Below are 19990 nucleotides of genomic sequence, written 5' to 3' on the forward strand. Positions count from 1 at the left end.
TAGCAGACTAAATTCATTATTAAATTGAAGATATACTAGAGCAACTAGATGTTGATGAAGTGCTGCTAAAACTAGATGAAGAAGAACTACTAGAACTCGATTTGGCGTAACTGCTGGAGCTATTAGATGAAACCTTTACAGAAACGCTTTGACTAATTTCACCTCGATCATCGCCAGATGCTTCGACTACGCTTTTCGCCTCAGCAATAACTTTACCATCGGGTGAGACTAGGCGTTTGACAACAACTTTATAGTCAGTCATGAGTTTAACACCGATTTTTGTTGATTATAAAATTGGATAAATCCTAAATTTGTGAGTCGTAGATGGTAATTACCTACGGCTTCATTTAAAACAAGATTTTGCCAGTTAATTACTTGGCTAAAAGTCAATTAATTAACTACGTAAATCATCTAAGTAAGGCGGTCAGAATCAACCTGACTCTGTAATAAAACCTCAAGTCTCTGTATTAAGTTATTAGTAGGGCTTGAACTCTGAAGCCCTACTACAAACCAGATAGTTAGAATTGTTTCTGCCCACCTACTTATTCCAATTACCAAGTGACTTGATGAATTGGAGTTATATGCTAGCTAGCAGCCGAAAATCCAGTGGAGGCAGAATACTTACCTTCTACAACAGTAGTAAAGATTTGGGTGGAGGTATCTTTCCCAAAAGCTTCAGATTGAGCTGTCGCTAGATTGCCCTTAACGTCAACATATTGCGTGTAAATCTTGTCAACGTCAAAGCGTTCCTTAACATTGAGGTTGGCATAAACATTGGAGTTGAGTTTGCCGAAAAAGATACCACCAACTACAGCAGAAGTTTCAGCAGTTTCCAAGTAATTCAGGTCGGAAATAATCATGGCTTTTTTCCTTGTTGTTTGTGATTTATTTGCTAGAAGCAACCTTTGGTTGTTCTGTATGAATTGGAGTTCTATGCTAGCTAGCAGCCGAAAATCCAGTGGACGCAGAATACTTACCTTCTACAACAGTAGTAAAGATTTGGGTGGAGGTATTTTTCCCAAAAGCTTCAGATTGAGCTGTCGCTAGATTGCCCGTAACGTCAACATATTGCGTGTAAATCTTGTCAACGTCAAAGCGTTCCTTAACATTGAGTTTGGCGTTTACATTTGAGTTGAGTCTGCCGAAAAAGATACCACCAACGACAGCAGAAGTTTCAGCAGTTTCCAAGTAATTCAGGTCAGAAATAATCATGGCTTTTTTCCTTGTTGTTTGTGATTTATTTGCTAGAAGCAACCTTTGGTTGTTCTGTATGAATTGGAGTTCTAGGCTAGCTAGCAGCCGAAAATCCAGTGGACGCAGAATACTTACCTTCTACAACAGTAGTAAAGATTTGGGTGGAGGTATTTTTCCCAAAAGCTTCAGATTGAGCTGTCGCTAGATTGCCCTTAACGTCAACATATTGTGTGTAAATCTTGTCAACGTCAAAGCGTTCCTTAACATTGAGGTTGGCATAAACATTGGAGTTGAGTTTGCCGAAAAAGATACCACCAACTACAGCAGAAGTTTCAGCAGTTTCCAAGTAATTCAGGTCGGAAATAATCATGGCTTTTTTCCTTGTTGTTTGTGATTTATTTGCTAGAAGCAACCTTTAGTTGTTCTGTATTTAATATAGCTAGGCTAATCAGACCTGTGTTGCCATTTTGGCAGATTAATTTTGACAGGCACTGAAAACGAAAAAGGGAGGCTACTCAATCAAATTGAGTAAGACTGGCATTGCCTAAACAGAGGGCTAACTGTATTAAAATCGATCGCAAAGAAGTATAAATCCACAATAGCTAAAATCGGGTTTCTGAGTATAAAGTAATTAATTTGGCTAAGGTTGCCATTTTGGCAGATTTATTGAAAGCGCGGATTTTCGATACTCAAAAACCCGATCGCCCGCGGTGAGTCAACCAAAAAACAGGTACACCCAACGCCCGCAATCGGGTTGTCGGTCTATCGACTAAATTACTTACCCGCCCAATTAGACAAGCGCGTCTTAAATCCAGCAAAAAATCCTTGACTGGGAATTGGCAAACACTCAACCTTCTGCATCGCGAGATATTGCCCTTCCTTGACTTCAAGTCCAAAACCTCTGGTATCTGAGTGCAACTCGCTAAAAGCCTCAGTTACATAACCCCCTCGAACTCCGGCTCGTTTTTCCCTCACCACCTCCAGATGATCTAAATCAGCAATTTTGCCCAATGCAGGCTTAGTTTCCGATTTACTCGACTTGCTGATTTGACTGTTTTCCTTAAGCAAGCGGTTGGAAGTACGGTAAGGGATATAGTCTAGAGGGTTGTAACCCGTGCACCGCAAAAGTAAAAAACAAGCCCAAGAATACTTTCCTGCCAGAATCGCTGAAATTATCTCATCCAATTGTTCGGGTTTGATTCCAACTTGGGAATGATTGGCAGAATGGTGGAATTGGGAAGTCATTATTTTATCCTGTTTTGTGTATAAAGAGTGACAAAGGACAACAACCACTTAACTAAGTTCTACAAACTCATGCCGCCCTTTTGTAGCTGCTTGAGAGGGTCAAGCAAAATGTCGGCTATGCTGCGCTGGCGAATGACAATTTCCGCAGTAGCTGTTTGGCCAGCTTTGAGTTTCCAGGTTTGGTTTTTGGCTTTCACTGAGTCTCGATCGATACTCACTTCCACCCGGTAAAAAACACCCAATCGCTCGTCTGTTTTGGCATCGGGCGAAATAGATAAAACTTTTCCCGGAATGACGCCGTAATTTTGATAAGGAAAAGCATCGAATTTGACTTGCACCGGCATTCCGGTTTTGACAAATCCCGCTTCTCGGTTCGGCAAACTGACTTCCAGCACCAGAGGAGCCTGATTCGGAGTCATTTCTGCAATAGTTTGACCCGGTTGAACTACTTCGCCGGTGTTGTGAATATTGAGTGCGGAAATCACTCCGCTGACGGGTGCGTAGAGAAATCTTTGTTTGAGCTGATTTTTTGCTTGATCGAGCAGGGTTTGGGTTTCGGCAATTTTGGATTTGACTTGATTTAATTGCATTTCCAACTGCTGAATTTTTTGCTCTTTTTCTAACTGCGTTTGGCGCGCTGCGGCTTGTTTGCTGGCGGCTTCGGCTTGCAGTCGATCGACTTCTGCCAGTTGTTGGGCTAATTCACCTTGGGCTTTAGAAATGGCGCTTGTTCGATCTCGCAAATTTTGCTCGACTTCAAACAACCTTTCCTTAACCCCAGTTGCATCAGACAGTTGACTCCTGATCGCAGCACTTTGCCTGTCGCGAACGGTTTGCTCGACTTCAAAGGCGCGATCGTCAGCCTGAGTAGTCTCCCCCAACTGGCTTCTAATCACCGCATTTTCGCTTTCTCGCAGAGCTTCCTCAGCTTGAAACAATACGTCTTTTGACAGTGCACCTTCATCTACCAAAGGTTTGAGACGCGCGATCCGCTCTTTGTGAGCCGCTACTTTTGCTTGCAATTGCACCAGCAATTCTTGAGTCTTGCGTTGCAATGGTTTCACCTGATCGCGCCGCCCTTGCTGCGAGTTAATATCTGTTTTCAGTTGCGAGAGCAAGTCTTGCACATTCTTTTCCAGAGGTTTGAGCTGTTGCTTGCGCGCTTGCTGAGACACTAAATCTGCTTGCAATTGCTCGATTTGAGACTGCGTGGTGGCCGCTGAAGCGCGAGCACGGGCGATCGCAGCTTCAGCCCCCCGCTGGTCTGCAGCAGCAATAGCTTGGCTCGCTTCAACTTCCAGTCGAGTTCTCTCGATCGAACTCATCTCTTGCATCAATTGAATCCGATAAGCGTCCAGAATTTTCTCAAGACGCTCCACCTCGCTCTGGGCATTCGCCGGGTCTAATTCAGCCAATAATTGTCCAGCTTTGATTTTTTGGCCTTCTTTGATAGCGAGGTTAATAATTTTTCCCGTATCCGTCGGGTGAATTTTGTAAACAGCGCCTTTGGGAACTAATTTGCCCTGAGCATGACCAACCTCGTCAATTTTTCCCAAAGTTGCCCACGCTCCAAAAGCTACGGAAAAAACCATTCCTCCTAATATCAAACGCTGCGGAAAAGATACTGGTGGCTGGTCGAGTACCGAGTGCAAATAAGTAGACCAATTATTCGCATCAGGCTGCCGTAACTGTAATTTGGCAATATTGATACCGTCATGAGTTTGAGAAGAGCGATTTTTAGATTCGACAACTTCTAAAGAGCGGTCTTTTTTTCTGGGTTCGTTTTCTTGCCTAGAAGCTACGCCTCCATAGACTTCACCTATTTCGTTAGGAGCGCGGCCTAATTCTTTCTCATCTTGTGAAAACATTGTATTTCCTCCAAATTAGTCTGTTGACTGTTGGCAGTTGGCAGTTGTTAGGAGCTATAAGTCAGGAATCCGAAGTCAGGAGTAAGTGAAAATTATCTTTAGTCTTGTGTAGGTTGCTAATGACTAATGACCAATGACTAATGACTAATGACTAATGACTAATAACTAATGACTAATGACTTAAATATCGAGTTGTTGCTGAGCGAGGTGATAGTAAAGTCCGCGTTCAGCCATCAATTCCTCGTGGTTGCCTTGTTCGGCTAAAATGCCTTTGTCTAGAACCAAAATTCGATCGGCATTACGCACCGTAGACAACCGATGAGCGATAATAAACGCAGTGCGATCGCGACTAATGCGGGCGAGATTTTGCTGAAACCTGCGCTCAGACTCCGTATCCAGCGAAGAAGTTGCTTCATCCAAAACCAAAATCCGGGGATCTCCCAAAAGAGCGCGGGCGATCGCAATTCGTTGTCGCTGGCCCCCAGACAAACTCGTTCCCCTTTCCCCCACAGGAGTTTGATAACCCAGTGGCATATCTTGAATAAAAGCATGAGCTTCTGCTAGCTTCGCCACTTCTATCGCCTGTTCCAAGCTTGCAGAAGCCACATCGTTTCCGTTTTTATACAGCGTAATATTTTCCAAAATCGTTCCCGAAAACAAGAAACAATCTTGCGGGACAACACCCAACTGAACTCGCAGCGACTGCAAAGAAATGTGCCGAATATCGTGGCCGTCAATTGTCAGCCGCCCCTTTTCTGGATAATAGAAACCTTGCAACAGCTTCACCAAAGTGCTCTTACCGGAACCGCTGCGGCCGACAATTGCCACAGTTTCTCCAGCTTGCACCTCAAAGGAAAGATTTTGCAGCGTATTGCGTTCCTCATCCTGAGAATAACGGAAAGAAACATTGTCAAACTTGACGTTTCCCTGAAGGCGAGGCAGCACCAGCATTGGCTTGTAAGGGCTTTCTTCAGGTTGGGCAGAGAATACATCATCCAAACGCTCGATCGAAACGAGCACTTCTTGAAACTCATCCCAAAGTCCCACCACTGAAAGCACAGGAGAAATCACGCTCCCAATCATCATATTAAAAGCAACAAATTGACCGATTGTCAACTCGTCTTGAATCACCAGCATTGCCCCGTACCACAGCAAAGCCGTACTCCCCAAAGTATTAATCCCACCCCCAATCACCTGCAAAGAATTCGCCAACTTCTGCCCGCGAAATTTAGCATTAATCATGCAGGTTAATTGGTCTTCCCAGCGCCAGCGCATTTCTCGCTCAGCAGCAGTTGCCTTAACCGTCGCCACCCCAGTAATCATTTCCACCAAAGATGAATTTTGCTTGGCACTTTCGGTAAAAATCTCCCGGGACACTTTTCGCAGAAAGGGAGTTGCGACTAAAGTCAAAATCACGATCGGCGGAATCAACGCCAGCACCAACAAAGCCAGACGCCAGTTATAGTAAACCATCAGTCCGATGTAAACTACAGCCATCAAAGCATCCAACCAAGCCGTAATAGCTTGGCGAGTCAAAAATGCCTGAATTTTTTGATTTTCCTGAACCCGCGTCAAGATATCGCCCACCTGACGAGATTCAAAAAACTTGATCGGCAAACTGAGAGTGTGACTGATAAAGCCGCTAATTAAAGTCAGGTCAATGCGGTTCGACAAATAATCCAGCAAATACTGTCTCGTTGCACCCAACAGCGTTCGCCAAACACTAAACAGCAGCAGTCCGAGCGCAAAAACGTGCAGAGTTACTATGCTTTTGCTGACAACCACTTGGTCGAGAATTACTTGGGTAAATAGGGGAGTAACTAGACCAAATATTTGGAGCAACAAGGAGAGGATGAGAATTTGGGCGATTGCAGCGCGGTAGGGCCAGACTATGCCAACAAAATCTTTAATTTTAATGCCTTGATGTTCGGCACTGTGATTGCGGTATAGTTCCGCTGTCGGGTCTAAAATTAAGGCGTACCCAGTCCAATTTTCGGTAAAATTTTTAATGCTCATCCACCGCTTGCCAGCCGCCGGATCGGCCACTAAAACCTGTTGATTTTTAAAGCGGTAAACTGCCACGTAGTGATTGCCTTGCCAGTGAGCGATCCAGGGATTTTGATTCCGCAACGGAGTTAAAGAAGCTCGCACGGGACGGGTTTGAAATCCCATCCTTTCCGCTGCTTTTGCCAGACTTTTGAGCGACGCGCCACTGCGGCCGATTTCTGCCAATTCCCGCAAGTAATTTAGGCTGAATTTTTTACCCCAATATTCGCTAATCATTGCTAAGCAAGTAGCTCCACAATCTGCTGAGCTCTGTTGTTGAATGAATGGGTGTCTGCTGCTCAACCAGCGCCGCTGCTTGGGTTTGGGAAAGCTGATGATTCCGGTTGCGGGTTTTTGCTGAGCAACTGCGGTTAATTTTGATGGCTCGGTTGGTGAGGTTGAGCTAGCATCTTGGGGCGGCGTTACTAAGCTTAAAATTGGAGGTTTGCGGATGATTTTAGGGCGGGAATTGCTTTCGGAATTAATTGTGGCGTTGGCGATTTGCCACTGTTCGCTGCTAAGCTGGTAAATTAGCAGGTCTGTTACCGCTATCCAGTCGCTCTTTACGTCTGAATGTTCCCACTTACTGCCGAGAATTGGCGGTGCTTGACCTTGAATTTGACCCCTGCGGAGCCAAAAATGATTGTTGGAGTTTTGGCAATGCTCAGCGAGGGAAACTCCGGCAGGAATTCGGCTTTCTTCTATGTAAGGAAGTAAGTGCGGCCACAGAAGCTGTTGTTGATGGGGAGCGAGCGATCGCAAATCTGTTTGTGTTTTGAAAAATATTAACCGCTGTCGCTCTTGAAATTCTTGCTGCAAGTGCTGTTGCAGTTGCGGGAATTCCTCTAAAATAACCTGCAAGGTGGTGGCCGCTATTCGACCGATTTGGCAAGTGCCAGCCGCAATTGCCCTGTAAGGCAGTCCGCTGTCAAGAAATAGGTTATCTGTCCCAAATATTGCTCCGACTTCCAGTACCACCGCCGAAATTTCCTGCTGTTGAGAGGCTTCTACCGCTAGTAGCCTGACTCTTCCCTCGCAAACTAAATAAAAATTGCGATCGCTCTGTTCTTTTTCAATGAAATTGTTGCTATCTGATGTTTGATATTGAGTGATTTCATCTCCGAGCTGAAACTCACAAATTTCACAGGCTGTATTTAATTTCGTCACTAATGTCGGTTCTGCACCGACTTCCTCGAAAAAATTCTGAATAGCCGGAAAATTTTCCAAGGCTTCTCTGGTTTTAAAAATGTGATTTTCAACCCCTAATTTTTTTTTCATAACTTACCCTGTAAAAAAAAAGAAACATTTTTTTTGAATTACAACTAACCCGGTTATGAGCAATTTTTATTGGTTTAGTTGCAACCTAGTTGGCTTAAAAACTGTTTGTCGATATGTCCGACGAATACCCCTTAGTTACGACATCCCTTCAACGCCTTTAGGATATATAAAATTGCGTTTTTTCAGGATTGTGTGGTGATTACGTAAGTGTGGTTTTGGTTGGCTCCCAGTTTAACTTACAGAATCGTGATTTTGGCTACCTGTAAGGGCAATCTTTACCGAATCTTTATAAATCTACCGTATTATTACGGCATAATTATGAAGATTCTGTGAAGCTGGGGAGGTCAATGTTCTGCCCGGTATACGTATATCTACGTAAAAATTTCCCTTCAGGATGCAAAAAACCATCAATTTTCGGCGCTTGTTTGTGAAGTCCAGGGCCCGATCGTGGTAAAGAAATATTGATTGCTGTTAGTTTGTAGCAGCAATTCAAGCAATTAATTTACCATCTAATCTGGCTATGTGACCCAGGCTAAAAGCAGCTCAATCCTGCTTGACATAAGGACTCAGAGGAATCTAATGTAGAGTCAATGAAACAAGAAGGGAAAACTCTAATCATATAATTGTTGTCCACACCCGTCCGCTTCATTTTTGGTCCGAGACTACGTTTGTAAGCCGATTCGCGATTGAGGGCATTGAGAGCAATGCGCCGGAGGAGAGAAAAATTATGGGGACTGTGGAAAGAGCGAATGCCGCAAGAATCTTCTGCAAAAGTACAATAAACCTGTCCAGTGAGCGTGGTTTTCCATCCCCGAATCTTTTTGGATAGCTCGACCTAAAAGTTGAGCATCACTGTGTAAACAAATCAGATAAAACTGAACTTCACGGCTAGCTTGATTCCAAAGATGACGCATCCGGACAACCATAACAACACTCTGAAGTCCTGCCCATAGTCGAGGCTGGTAAAGAACTACAATGGCAGCAACTGGAGCAGACCAGACTTGACGAATTTTCGTGCGATAATGTCTGTGAGTTGATATTTCTTAGTCCGCTCTATTATTGGGTATTTGAACTCTCCAAAATACTCCACTAAGCTCTGTTGAATAGCTCCAATGAATGCTACTTTTGTAGGCTTTTTCTGAGCAAGAAAACTTTTCTTGGTCTCGGCAGATTGAGTATCAAATCCTTCCGACATAAAACTTAATTTTTTGAGTGTTTCAACGGCCGTATTGGTGTTATCACACTTATCTTGCTCTGATGTCAAGTTCATATTATACCATGTCACTTATGCTGATATTGTTTGATTTGTCAAGTTCATACTATACCAAATTAGATGACCTTACCCTGGGTATGTAACGAATTAAAGTAAAGTGGAAAATTCTGCTGTTGATAACGGCCTTTCATTTGGGGGTGACTTCTGTGAGGGCCCCTACCCATCACTATCCCTACCCATCACTATGGGTCTAAACCCGGATTAAAAGTATCCGTTTCTCTGCTTAACGAATTTTGTGCGATCGCACTCAGTGTATTTGTTCTCCAAAAGCATGAAAGACTGTAGAATCCAACAACCAACTACTGCAAATGTCAGCGTCTCATCCGCCAACATCTTCTGTGCCACTGTCCCTGGAACAAGTGCTCAAAAATTTTTTTGGCTATGACTCTTTGAACTCGGGGCTGCAGGAAATTGTCGAAGCTGCTTTACAAAAACGGGATATGATGATTGTCATGCCGACGGGTAGTGGCAATTATTTGTATTTTCAATTACCGACACTGTTGAAACCGGGATTGATAGAAATATTATTAACAACCATATAAAGAGACCCTCAAGAATTAGGAGATGATTTTGTCAGATAAACAGCGCAGAGACGGGAGCATCTCAATGAAAGCAGCCAAGCTAGAAATTGGAGTTTTGAGGCTCTCTTGCTGCGAGGCTCTCTTGCTGCGAGGAAAGAGGAAGAAGGAAGGAGCCAGAAGAAGTGTTATTACAAATAGGAGATGCTCTCGCAGAGACTAGCAACATACTTAGAGGAATCCACAGGAATAAAATTAAGTGGAGGATAAGTTCGGAGGATATTAAAGAAAAAAAAGTATGTTTACATTTGGGGAAAGTATAGCCTAGAGTCCCATAGAAATCCCGAAATAAAAGCGTTTAAAATAAAAATAGCGGAATATTTAAAAATAGAAAAATTAACTACAGAACGATTACAGGTCGGGTTGGGGTAGGAGAGTGGATTTAGTTTAAGAGTCATCTGAAGAAAGAACAGGTGTAAAAAAGGCATCCGAAAAAATGTCAGAGGAGACAGAAGAAAGGGAATAGTTAATGTAATAAGAGGAGTGAGGTATTCAGATAAAAAAAGGTGGGTAGAATTTATCACTAAAGGTAATTCACATAATTTTTATTAAGTGCTAAAAGTTTTTCATAAAGAGCTACTTAATGAATGGGTATAAACAGGTAATCCAGCCTCACAAGTGGCTAAAAACAAAGCAAAAATAGTGAGTTTTTTTGATAATGCTAGTTTTCATAAGAAAGAAGACTACCTAAAAAAAATGAAACAGAAATGCGTGATTTTTGTTTATAATTTATTCCAAAATACAGCAGAGACTATAACTAAATTGAATTAGTATTGCCTTAGACCAAAGAATGTATTGCCCATAGGCTATTTACATCAATTGAAGAGCTAGATTATTTATGGAAGATCCTCTTAAAATAAGGACAATTAATAATTCAATGGGAGCGAAAAATCAAAAACAAGGGTAATGATCGTATCACACTTTAAATGTACAACAGCTTAGTTTCCAGCCTGACACCTTGTACTGTACAGAGCGACAGTGCTTTTTGAATTTAGGATAACCCTTCCTTTTCTCGCCTTTTTTACAGCGGCTATAGAAGCTAGATAGAGAAGCCCCAGCGCATTCGGCACTGGCTTGACGGGCGGCTGACTAGAGCTTTTTCGCGAAAGCGCTATGCAGGCAATATCTTTGCCGAGTACGTACAAGATGGCCTTACTAACATCTGCGTTGTCCATCCAAAATCTGACAGCTTTGTTTCTAATGAACTCGCCTGTTCGGATGGCTTCATCAAGTGCACAGTATTGGTCTCTCGTTCCATTTTTTAGCTTGGCTTCTCTTACTATCATGGTATGATTATATCAAACCTCAGCACTTTTTATTAAGGAAAGTCCTAGATAAAAGCCGCACTTAAGTGCGGGGCTTTAAACCCCATTTTTTGGTAAAAATTATCTAAAACCCTATGGGATCAAGGAGCAGTAAACCCCTCGCAGCAGCCGGCCCGACTCGTGAGCCGATCAAAATAGGTGTGTTGCATTCGCTGACGGGCACGATGTCCATCAGCGAAATTTCTGTTAAAGATGCGACGCTGTTGGCTGTTGAGGAAATTAATGTGGCAGGAGGGGTGCTCGGACGCCCCTTGGAAGCGGTTATAGAAGATGGAGCCAGCGATTTGCAAACTTTTGCTCAAAAAGCTAAGCAATTGCTCTTAGAAGCTCAGGTGGCGGTGGTATTTGGCTGTTGGACTTCGGCGAGCCGCAAAGCTGTACAGCCGGCTTTCGACCAGGGCAAAGGGTTGCTGTTCTATCCGGTGCAATATGAAGGGCTAGAACAGTGTGCGAATATTGTCTACACTGGTGCTGCCCCAAACCAACAGATTGTGCCTGGGGTGAATTACTTGCTGGCACAGGGGAAGCGGAAAATTTTCCTGTTGGGTTCGGATTATCTCTTTCCCCGCACGGCAAATCGGATTGTGAAAGCTCAACTGGCTGCACAGGGGGGAGAGTTAGCGGGGGAAGTGTATCTGCCGCTGGGATCGAGGGAAGTGGGCGAGGCGATCGCACATATCTTAGCAGTGAAACCAGATGCTATTCTCAACACTCTCAACGGGGACAGCAATGTGGCTTTTTTCCAAAAGTTGCGGGAAGCTGGCGTGAAACCCGATGATTTGCCAGTGATGTCGGTCAGCGTAGCAGAAGAAGAAGTGCGGGCGATCGGGCCGTCCAATATTGCCGGACATTTGGTGGTGTGGAACTATTTTCAAACGGTGGATACACCGGAAAATCGTAAATTTGTCAAGGCTTATAAAGCCCGATACGGGGAAAATCGAGTCACGGATGACCCGATCGAAGCGGCTTATTTGGGCGTTTACCTGTGGAAGCAAGCAGTAGAAAAAGCTGGTTCGACAGATGTGGTTAAAGTCAGGGCTGCTGCTAAAAATATTGAGTTTGCAGCGCCATCGGGCAAGGTAAAAATAGATGCCCAAACGCAGCATACCTGGAAAACAGTACGGATTGGTAAGGTGAGGTTGGACGGTCAAATTGAGGAAATTTGGAATTCCGGCGCACCGGTGCAGCCAGATCCTTTTCTCAAAGGCTATCCTTGGGCGGCGGCACTGGCTACGAGGGGAATTGCTCTGGGAACTCGGGCGTCTTTGAGCGGGTTGTTTGTGATCTTGGTGCTGATAACTTGGATGGCGGTGGGAGTTGGGTGGATGGGTTCTGTGGAGATGAAGAACTATTTGCTGACAATAGAGGCTGCCTCACATCCGGGGGCTGGGGTTTCTGAGGCAGCAATGGCGGTGCTGGTGCAGCAAACTCTCTTTGTGGCGAGCCGCACTCAGCACTGGCTGCTGGCAGCTTTGGGTTTGAGTTTGATCGCGGGGATAGTGGCTTTTGTGTCGGTGTCGGCAATTATTCGGAATCTCGGCTTGCTGCGGGAAACTGCCGAAGAGATGGCGAGCGGTGATTTGACGGCTCGATCGCCGGTGGTTTCTAATGACGCGATCGGGGTGCTATCTTCTACTCTCAATACAATGGCTCAGCAAATTAGCAGTTTGCTCAACGGTTTGGAAGTGCGGCAGCGGCAGCTAGAGGAACGATCGCGCGAATTGGAAGTTGCTAAGAACGCTGCCGAAGCTGCTAACCGGGCGAAAAGCACTTTTTTGGCAAATATGACTCACGAGTTGCGGACGCCCTTGAATGCGATTATTGGGTACAGCGAGCTGCTGCAAGAAGAGGCTCTGGAACTCGGCGAAGAAGAGTTTGTGATGGATTTGGCAAGCATTAATATGGCAGGCAAGCAGTTGCTCACCATTATTAGTGACATCCTGGATATTTCTAAAATTGAAGCAGGAAAGGTGACTCTTTTCTTGGAGACTTTTGAGGTGTGGAATTTGATCGAGGAGGTTGTCACTACTGTTCAACCCCAGCTAGGGAAAAATGGCAATACTTTGATGGTCAATTGCGATCGCAATATTGGCACGATATACTCCGATTTGTCAAAGCTGCGGCAAGCGCTGTTGAATTTGGTGACCAATGCTGCTAAGTTTACCGATCGAGGCAAAATTACGATTAATGTTTGGAAAGAAGAAGGGGAGGTTTTGCCGCTCGACAATTCCGAAGAACTCTCGGCAGCTTTTTCTCGGTGTCAACAGCCTGCGATCGTCTTTCAAGTAACCGATACCGGCATCGGCATGACTGAGGATCAGGTGTCGAGGCTGTTCGCAGCTTTCGCTCAAGCGGACGATTCTACTACCCGCAAATACGGCGGCACCGGTTTGGGGCTGACAATTAGCCGGAAGTTTTGCCAGATGATGGGCGGCGACATTACGGTTGATAGCGAGTTTGGCTGCGGTTCTAGTTTTACGATCCGGTTGCCGATTGCGGTTACAAGCCCGAAAGAAGCGCAGGACGATCGAGAAACCGCAGAAATGCAGCCGAAGTCTTCCGACGACGATTTAGAAACGAGTGCAGAATCGACTGAAGCGAAGCAAAAAGCAGTACGATCGCAAGCGCTGGAGCTGCCCAATGCTGCTACTGTCCTAGTGATTGACGACGATCCGGACGCGCGGGATTTGATGACCCGCTGCTTGTCGAAACAGGGATTTCGGGTGCGATCGTCGGCTAGCGGTCAAGGGGGGCTGATGTTGGCTAAGAATTTGCTGCCGGACGCGATTATTCTGGACGTGATGATGCCAAGTATGGACGGCTGGGCGGTGCTGTCGGCGTTGAAAGCCGATCGAGATTTGGTTGATATTCCAGTGATTATGATAACTTTTTTGGACGACCAAAATCAGGGTTTGGAATTGGGAGCGGCGGAGTATGTGAGGAAGCCTGTGGATTACAAGCGCTTTGCTGCTTTATTGAGCAAATATCAGGGTCTGGGGAAGTAGTTATTAGTCATATCTATTCTGCTTGCACGAGCAAGATATTGTTGACTGTTGACTGTTGACTAAAATTATGATTTCGGAACAACTGACTGTTTAGACATTTAAACAATACCGATGCAACCGCAAACGATATCAGTAGTCATTAGCCCTTGAACTGTCAAATGTGAAATATCAACTGTTAAATGTTGTGAATTATTAAGAGTTATAGCAACCGCGAAGACGCTGAGGACGTTATTAATTGTTGAAATTATTGCTGGGATAGTTTTCTGCCGAAGGTCTTCTGCTAGAACTGTTACCACTTACCAAAAATATTTTAATATTTAATCGCTCTCCTGCCAACATATCGGACACTCTTGTTGTAACTAAAAAGTGAGATTTTGTGGATTGAGTAGTTCGCTTTGCCAGCGAACTCAAGTTCTTTGGCTAACCTGTGACCGCATTAGGAATAGAGATTTGTAGCGCTTTTTCGCTCGTGCTTTTCATGACCCAGTTGATGTATTTAACAATGGCGAAAAGATTGTTGGCGTTGCTGAGTCACGGTATGAAAATAGATAAGTTGGAAATTCCGAAGATGTTCTGACGCGCTTGTTTCATTTTTTGCAGATTGAGTCGTTCATACCATAAATCAGGAACGCCACTCAGGCGTTAGTTGGGGCATTGTTCCAGTGAAGGTAGGTTACGAGGGTTGATCGCCTGCATCACTGGCCACAGTTGCATCAGGTGCTACCGATTCTAGCTCCGGTGGCAGATGATTGGTCATGAAGGAACTCCAATGAGGTATCCCACCTGAATCAAATTCCATCTGCAAAATTGACGCATTCGGTACTGGAAATCCTCGCGAAAATCCCAAAAGCCGATTCATCGCAACGGCATCAATTAACTTTGGGTTAGCCAACATCTGCCACAGCATTGCTTTGATAAAAAATCCATGTGAAAAGACAACTACAAAACCGGATTGTTGTTGTAACTGGTTTATGAAAGTTCGGACTCGTTCCATCAGTTGGACCAAGGATTCGGCGTTGGTTCCATCGACATATTCAGGGTCGCAGCGATCCCAGTAAGCTTTGCTCAGAGGTTTGCGATCCAGGATTGTGGTTGGTTGGTCGAACTGTAGACCCAGATAGGTAAATTCCTGAACTTGCCAAACCTCAACGGGTGTATGTGGAAATTTTTCAATCAATGGTTGAGCAGTGAGTTGTGTTCTTAGATAAGGTGAAGTCACAATCAAGTCGGGAGTTTGTTTAACGGCGGTTGGAATACATCTTGATTGTCGATCGCCCAATTCACTTAAGGCGTTTTCATGGGGTCCAATAGTTGCCAACCCTGCATTGGATTGACTTTGACCATGACGAATAATCCAAATAGACACGGTTTGATATTCCCTCTCATTTAGGGTAAAAATCACTTCTAGGGCGTTGATGAATCACGGGATGAAAATAGATAACTGGGAAATTCCGAAAATGTTCTGAAGCGCGGGAGCATCTCTTATTTGTAAAAACACTTCTTCTGGCTCCATCCTTCTTCCTCCTTCCTTCTTACTCTTTCCTCCTGGCTCCTAACTCCAATTTTGGGCTTGGCTGCTTTCCTTGAGATGCCCCCTGAAGCGCTTGTTTCATTTTTTGCAGATTGAGTTGTTCATACCATAAATCCGCAACGCCGACTATTAAAATTGGCAGGTTTAAATAAATCACTTGAGACGATTCAATTGCTCGATCCGGTTCCTCAATAACTTGTATAAAAAGTTTAATCAGTCATTAGTTAACAGCGAAAAACTAATAACTAATGACTAATGACTAATTAATCTAAGAAGCCCATTAATGCCGAGCTATCGTCAATTTCGTTTGAGGCAATAGGGCGGTTTCCTCCCATTGTGGAGTAAACTTCATCAATGTGCAGAGTGCTGATGCCAATAGGGCGGGCACCGGACATACTGAACATTTCGCTGACTTGCATGGCGCTGGAACCGATCGGGCGATTGCCGAGTGTAGCAACCACTTCAAAGTCGCTGGATTCGACCGGGCGATTGCCTACAATGCCGTAGGTTTCGCTGATGTGCAGGGTGCTAGTGCCGATCGGGCGCTCCCCCGATATCGAGACGATCTCGCTGATGGTAAAATCGTCTGGCCCCACGGGGCGGTTGTCATGCAGGTGTGGCGGCTGATAAAGTTGAATTCCTGTTGCTTTGGCATCCGTGGGTTCTGTCGGTTGGCTTTTGGAACCTCCTTTGCCGCGGCGGGCGATCGCTTTGCCTTTGCCTGTACCTGTGCTCCTCGTATCCATAATTCTTTTCCTCGTTTATTGCTGTTGATTGCTGGGTTCGGACAACTGCTTTTGTGGGCTTTCTGCTTTCTATTTCGGCCGATGATTAAAATAATATTACAAAGTCTAACTATTTTTTTAACGAAATTGCAGAATCTCTGCATTTTTGTTAAGATTTATGGGTAATAGCTACATTTTCCTATGGTAACTGCGGCAGCATCTTTTCAATTGCAAGCGCCCTTCCAGCCCACAGGCGACCAACCGCTAGCGATCGAGCAACTTGTCAAAGGCATCGAAGCCGGGGATCGATTTCAAACCTTACTCGGCGCTACAGGTACGGGCAAAACCTTCTCCATTGCCTCGGTGATTGAAAAAGTTGGCAGACCAACCTTAGTCCTAGCACACAACAAAACCCTGGCAGCTCAACTGTGCAACGAACTGCGAAATTTTTTCCCGAACAATGCAGTCGAATACTTTGTCAGTTATTACGACTACTACCAACCTGAAGCATACATCGCCGTCACCGATACTTTCATTGAGAAAACAGCAGCAATTAACGACGAGATCGATATGTTGCGACACTCAGCCACGCGATCGCTCTTTGAACGCCGCGACGTGATTGTAGTTGCTTCAATTAGCTGCATCTACGGTTTGGGAATGCCCGCAGAATACCTGAAAGCGGCTATTCCTTTGCGAGTAGGAATGGAAGTCAACCAGCGGCAAGTTTTGCGCGATTTAGTTAACGTCCAATACAGCCGCAACGACATAGATTTAGGCAGAGGCAAATTTCGCGTCAAAGGCGATGTTTTGGAAATCGGCCCCGCTTACGAAGATAGAATTATTCGCGTTGAATTCTTCGGCGACGAAATTGATGCCATTCGCTACGTTGACCCCGTAACAGGTAAAATCCTGCAAAGTTCAACGGCTTTAAATATTTATCCAGCGCGCCACTTTGTCACGGCAGAAGATAAATTAGAGGCTGCTTGCCAAGGAATAGAACTCGAATTAGAAGACCGACTGGCAGAATTTGAAAAACAGGGGAAACTATTAGAAGCTCAGCGGTTGGAACAGCGCACACGCTACGATTTAGAAATGCTGCGCGAGGTAGGTTACTGCAACGGAGTCGAGAATTATTCGCGGCATTTAGCAGGGAGAAATGCGGGGGAACCGCCAGAATGTTTGATTGATTATTTCCCGAAAGATTGGATGTTGGTGATAGATGAATCTCACGTCACCGTGCCGCAAATTCGGGGAATGTACAACGGCGACCAAGCGCGCAAAAAAGTATTGATCGAACACGGTTTCCGCTTGCCCAGCGCGGCCGATAACCGCCCTTTAAAAGCAGAGGAATTCTGGGCAAAAGAGAATCAGTGCATCTTTGTTTCTGCTACGCCTGGGGATTGGGAAATGGAAATATCGGAAGGCAGAGTTGCAGAGCAAGTAATTCGCCCTACGGGAGTAGTAGATCCGACAATTTTTGTGCGCCCGACGGAAGGACAAATTGATGATTTGTTGGGGGAAATCAAGGAGAGAGTAAGTCGGGACGAGCGAGTGTTGGTGACGACTTTAACGAAGCGGATGGCGGAAGATTTAACCGAATATTTGCAGGAGAGGGCGATTAAAGTCCGGTATTTGCACTCGGAAATTCAGTCGATTCAACGCATCGAAATTATCCAAGATTTGCAGGATGGTAAGTTTGATGTATTGATTGGTGTTAACTTGCTGCGGGAAGGTTTGGATTTGCCGGAAGTTTCGCTGGTGGTAATTTTGGATGCGGATAAAGAGGGGTTTTTGCGATCGGGACGTTCGTTGATTCAAACGATTGGAAGGGCGGCGCGGCACGTTCAGGGACAGGCTATTTTGTACGCGGATAATTTGACGGATAGTATGGTTAAGGCGATCGACGAAACGGACCGCCGCCGGGGGATTCAGCTAGCGTACAATAAGATGCACGGAATTACGCCGCAGCCGATCGCGAAAAAGCGATCAAGTAATGCGATTTTGGCGTTTTTGGACGTGTCGCGCAAGCTGAATTCTCAGCAGTTGGAGGAGGTTTACGAACAGGTAAACGAGTTATCTTTGGATGAGATTCCTCAGTTAATCGGGCGGTTGGAAGCGCAGATGAAGGCGGCGGCTAAGAAGTTGGAGTTTGAGGAGGCGGGTAAATTGCGCGATCGGATTAAGCATTTGCGGGATAAGCTATTGGGACATTAAGGAAGAGTGGGAGGATATGATGTTCGATCGCATTACCTTCGATCCAAAAATTATGGGAGGAAGAGCTTGCATTCGAGGAATGCGAATTACTGTTTCTTTGGTAGTGAGTTTAATAGCAAATGGAATGAGTGTAGAGGAAATTTTGGCAGCTTATCCCTATTTGGAAGCGGAGGATATTAAAGCTAGTCTCCACTATCAACTCTCAACCTCAATGCTATGAATGCACCCACTCGTTTAGAGTTTCCCATTGCTAAGGCGCAATATCTCTTTAGCAGTGCCACGGAAGCAGGAGTAGGCGGAGATAAGCAGAAATTCTGGCGGGAGGTAATGGGGTTTGAGTCACCGGAGGCGATTCGAGACGCAATTATAGCCCAAATCTCGCTAGAATTGTTACAGCCAGTCGGACAGAATGACTATGGAGAACGCTACCAAGCTATTATTTTAGTTACAGGGCGATCGGGAGTATCTTGGCAAATCCGTACAGGTTGGATTGTTTTATTTGGTGAAGATATTGCTAGATTTGTTACCGCATTTCCTCAACGCTTTGGGAGACAGCAATGAGCAAATTTCAGTTATTGGATGCAGTGACTTTAACCGAAGGAGTCGCCCTCGCTGATGGCGAGATTGCACCGCCACAAACAGCCGGGACAATTGTTGAGGTTTTCAAGAATGGTGAAGCTTATTTAGTAGAATTATTTGGCGGATGGGTGAAAGCAGAAGTGGGCGGGGATTTTGTGCCTGCAACTCAGGATGAACCGGGCGCATTTATGGAAACGATTGGTGTTGAAACAGTTTATCCGCATCAGTTGCAATTAGTAAAATCTGCCGACGAAATGATGGGGATTCGAGAGCATTTACTGTCGGTTTTAAATAATTTACCTGACGAGTTAGTGGCTGAAGTCTGCGATTTTGCGGAGTTTTTGCAGGAAAAACAGCAAAAAGTGCGATCGTATTAGGTAGCTGACTCACAAATTTTCTCTACCTTTTTATTGCCAAGGTCGATCGGGTTTGTTTCTTTAATCCGCCACGCAGCATAGGCTAGAACTTCTTTAAAGTCTTCTTCTTCAAGTTCTGGATAAGTTTGGCGTATTTCTGCTGTCGAATAGTGAGACGCCATCATTGAGATGATAGTTTCAACAGTTATCGGTAAGTTGCGAATGCAAGGTTTTCCCGCCATGAATTCTGAATCGGAGGTAATTGTAGTAAATGGCTGGATATCTTCTTTGCTATTCGTTGCAATTTCATTGTCCAGAATTACTATGCCAACTCCCGGAATAAAACGCACAGGCTTTGTGCCTTCGAGGGGGTCTACATCTCCCCAATCATAGGGAGGAATTTCATTATCGACGAGGTAAAGTTGACGCCAAGGCGATTTTGCCAATGCTGCCTCGGAAATGTCAGGAAAAAATATTAGCACTTCTGCGATGCCGACTGGAAAACCATTGAGTTTGCTCAAGCCATCTATAATGGCGGCTAGGACGGATAAGTCTAGATGGTTGAGGTTTTCGGCTTTTTCGATCAGTTGGTATACGGTTTCAGGATTGAGTGTTTCGCCCACAGCTTCGACTAAGTTTTCGGGGGTGAAACCTCGACATTTCAAGTATTCGGCTAGTTGTAAGCGAATTGTACTCATGGGTTTAGTTGAGAAAGATTTTAGGGTGAAGTGCGATCGCCCTTTACCATTGTCCTATTTTTTGGATGGGAAGGG

17 protein-coding genes are annotated in these 19990 nt (G+C 44.9%); 6 read left to right on the forward strand and 11 right to left on the reverse strand.

What is annotated here, in order from left to right; translation table 11 throughout:
* Positions 1-19: 19 nt before the first annotated feature.
* The 8 genes from QUA25_RS11925 to QUA25_RS11960 form a co-directional block, all read right to left on the reverse strand.
* Positions 20-262, reverse strand: a complete 243-nt coding sequence (locus QUA25_RS11925) for a hypothetical protein (protein ID WP_333037883.1) — start codon at positions 260-262, stop codon at positions 20-22.
* A 322-nt stretch (positions 263-584) separates the two neighbouring features.
* On the reverse strand, positions 585-860 hold the full coding sequence (locus QUA25_RS11930) for a hypothetical protein (RefSeq protein WP_333037887.1): 276 nt from the start codon (positions 858-860) through the stop codon (positions 585-587).
* Positions 861-936: 76 nt separating this feature from the next.
* On the reverse strand, positions 937-1212 hold the full coding sequence (locus QUA25_RS11935) for a hypothetical protein (protein WP_333037889.1): 276 nt from the start codon (positions 1210-1212) through the stop codon (positions 937-939).
* A gap of 76 nt (positions 1213-1288) precedes the next feature.
* On the reverse strand, positions 1289-1564 hold the full coding sequence (locus tag QUA25_RS11940) for a hypothetical protein (RefSeq protein ID WP_333037892.1): 276 nt from the start codon (positions 1562-1564) through the stop codon (positions 1289-1291).
* 404 nt (positions 1565-1968) lie between these two features.
* The gene (locus tag QUA25_RS11945; RefSeq protein WP_333037893.1) at positions 1969-2439 is read right to left on the reverse strand and encodes a HetP family heterocyst commitment protein; all 471 of its coding nucleotides are present in this window, start codon (positions 2437-2439) and stop codon (positions 1969-1971) included.
* 59 nt (positions 2440-2498) lie between these two features.
* A complete protein-coding gene (locus tag QUA25_RS11950; RefSeq protein ID WP_333037894.1) occupies positions 2499-4307 on the reverse strand; it encodes an HlyD family efflux transporter periplasmic adaptor subunit in 1809 nt (602 codons plus the stop codon).
* Positions 4308-4487: 180 nt separating this feature from the next.
* Positions 4488-7631 (reverse strand): peptidase domain-containing ABC transporter, encoded by a 3144-nt coding sequence (locus QUA25_RS11955; RefSeq protein ID WP_333037896.1) that lies wholly within the window; start codon positions 7629-7631, stop codon positions 4488-4490.
* 970 nt (positions 7632-8601) lie between these two features.
* The gene (locus QUA25_RS11960) at positions 8602-8901 is read right to left on the reverse strand and encodes a hypothetical protein (RefSeq protein ID WP_333037898.1); all 300 of its coding nucleotides are present in this window, start codon (positions 8899-8901) and stop codon (positions 8602-8604) included.
* Positions 8902-9212: 311 nt separating this feature from the next.
* Between QUA25_RS11960 and QUA25_RS11965 the strand changes: the two genes are divergently transcribed.
* Positions 9213-9446, forward strand: coding sequence for a hypothetical protein (locus QUA25_RS11965; protein ID WP_333037901.1), 234 nt, complete (start codon positions 9213-9215; stop codon positions 9444-9446).
* A gap of 1435 nt (positions 9447-10881) precedes the next feature.
* Positions 10882-13812, forward strand: a complete 2931-nt coding sequence (gene urtA, locus QUA25_RS11970) for an urea ABC transporter substrate-binding protein (RefSeq protein WP_333037902.1) — start codon at positions 10882-10884, stop codon at positions 13810-13812.
* A 673-nt stretch (positions 13813-14485) separates the two neighbouring features.
* On the opposite strand, the gene QUA25_RS11975 is transcribed toward urtA, so the two are convergent.
* Together QUA25_RS11975 and QUA25_RS11980 are read right to left on the reverse strand one after the other, a co-directional pair.
* A complete protein-coding gene (locus QUA25_RS11975; RefSeq protein WP_333037903.1) occupies positions 14486-15178 on the reverse strand; it encodes a histidine phosphatase family protein in 693 nt (230 codons plus the stop codon).
* Positions 15179-15606: 428 nt separating this feature from the next.
* Positions 15607-16089 (reverse strand): hypothetical protein, encoded by a 483-nt coding sequence (locus QUA25_RS11980; protein ID WP_333037907.1) that lies wholly within the window; start codon positions 16087-16089, stop codon positions 15607-15609.
* Between the two features lie 180 nt (positions 16090-16269).
* Between QUA25_RS11980 and uvrB the strand changes: the two genes are divergently transcribed.
* Genes uvrB through QUA25_RS12000 form a run of 4 tightly spaced genes read left to right on the forward strand, consistent with a single transcriptional unit; the run spans position 16270 to position 19238 of the window.
* Positions 16270-18282, forward strand: a complete 2013-nt coding sequence (gene uvrB, locus QUA25_RS11985; RefSeq protein ID WP_333037910.1) for an excinuclease ABC subunit UvrB — start codon at positions 16270-16272, stop codon at positions 18280-18282.
* A 16-nt stretch (positions 18283-18298) separates the two neighbouring features.
* Positions 18299-18502 (forward strand): DUF433 domain-containing protein, encoded by a 204-nt coding sequence (locus tag QUA25_RS11990; RefSeq protein WP_333037911.1) that lies wholly within the window; start codon positions 18299-18301, stop codon positions 18500-18502.
* The gene (locus QUA25_RS11995) at positions 18499-18843 is read left to right on the forward strand and encodes a DUF6883 domain-containing protein (protein ID WP_333037912.1); all 345 of its coding nucleotides are present in this window, start codon (positions 18499-18501) and stop codon (positions 18841-18843) included. The genes QUA25_RS11990 and QUA25_RS11995 overlap by 4 nt, the downstream gene beginning before the upstream one ends.
* A complete protein-coding gene (locus QUA25_RS12000) occupies positions 18840-19238 on the forward strand; it encodes a DUF2281 domain-containing protein (protein ID WP_333037913.1) in 399 nt (132 codons plus the stop codon). Before QUA25_RS11995 ends, QUA25_RS12000 begins: the two co-directional genes overlap by 4 nt.
* Here QUA25_RS12000 and QUA25_RS12005 read toward each other — a convergent pair.
* On the reverse strand, positions 19235-19915 hold the full coding sequence (locus QUA25_RS12005; RefSeq protein ID WP_333037915.1) for a DUF433 domain-containing protein: 681 nt from the start codon (positions 19913-19915) through the stop codon (positions 19235-19237). The two genes, QUA25_RS12000 and QUA25_RS12005, sit on opposite strands and share 4 nt — an antisense overlap.
* Between the last annotated feature and the right edge of the window lie 75 nt (positions 19916-19990).

The organism is Microcoleus sp. Pol17C6, assembly GCF_036701145.1.
Classification (GTDB): Bacteria; Cyanobacteriota; Cyanobacteriia; order Cyanobacteriales; family Microcoleaceae; genus Microcoleus.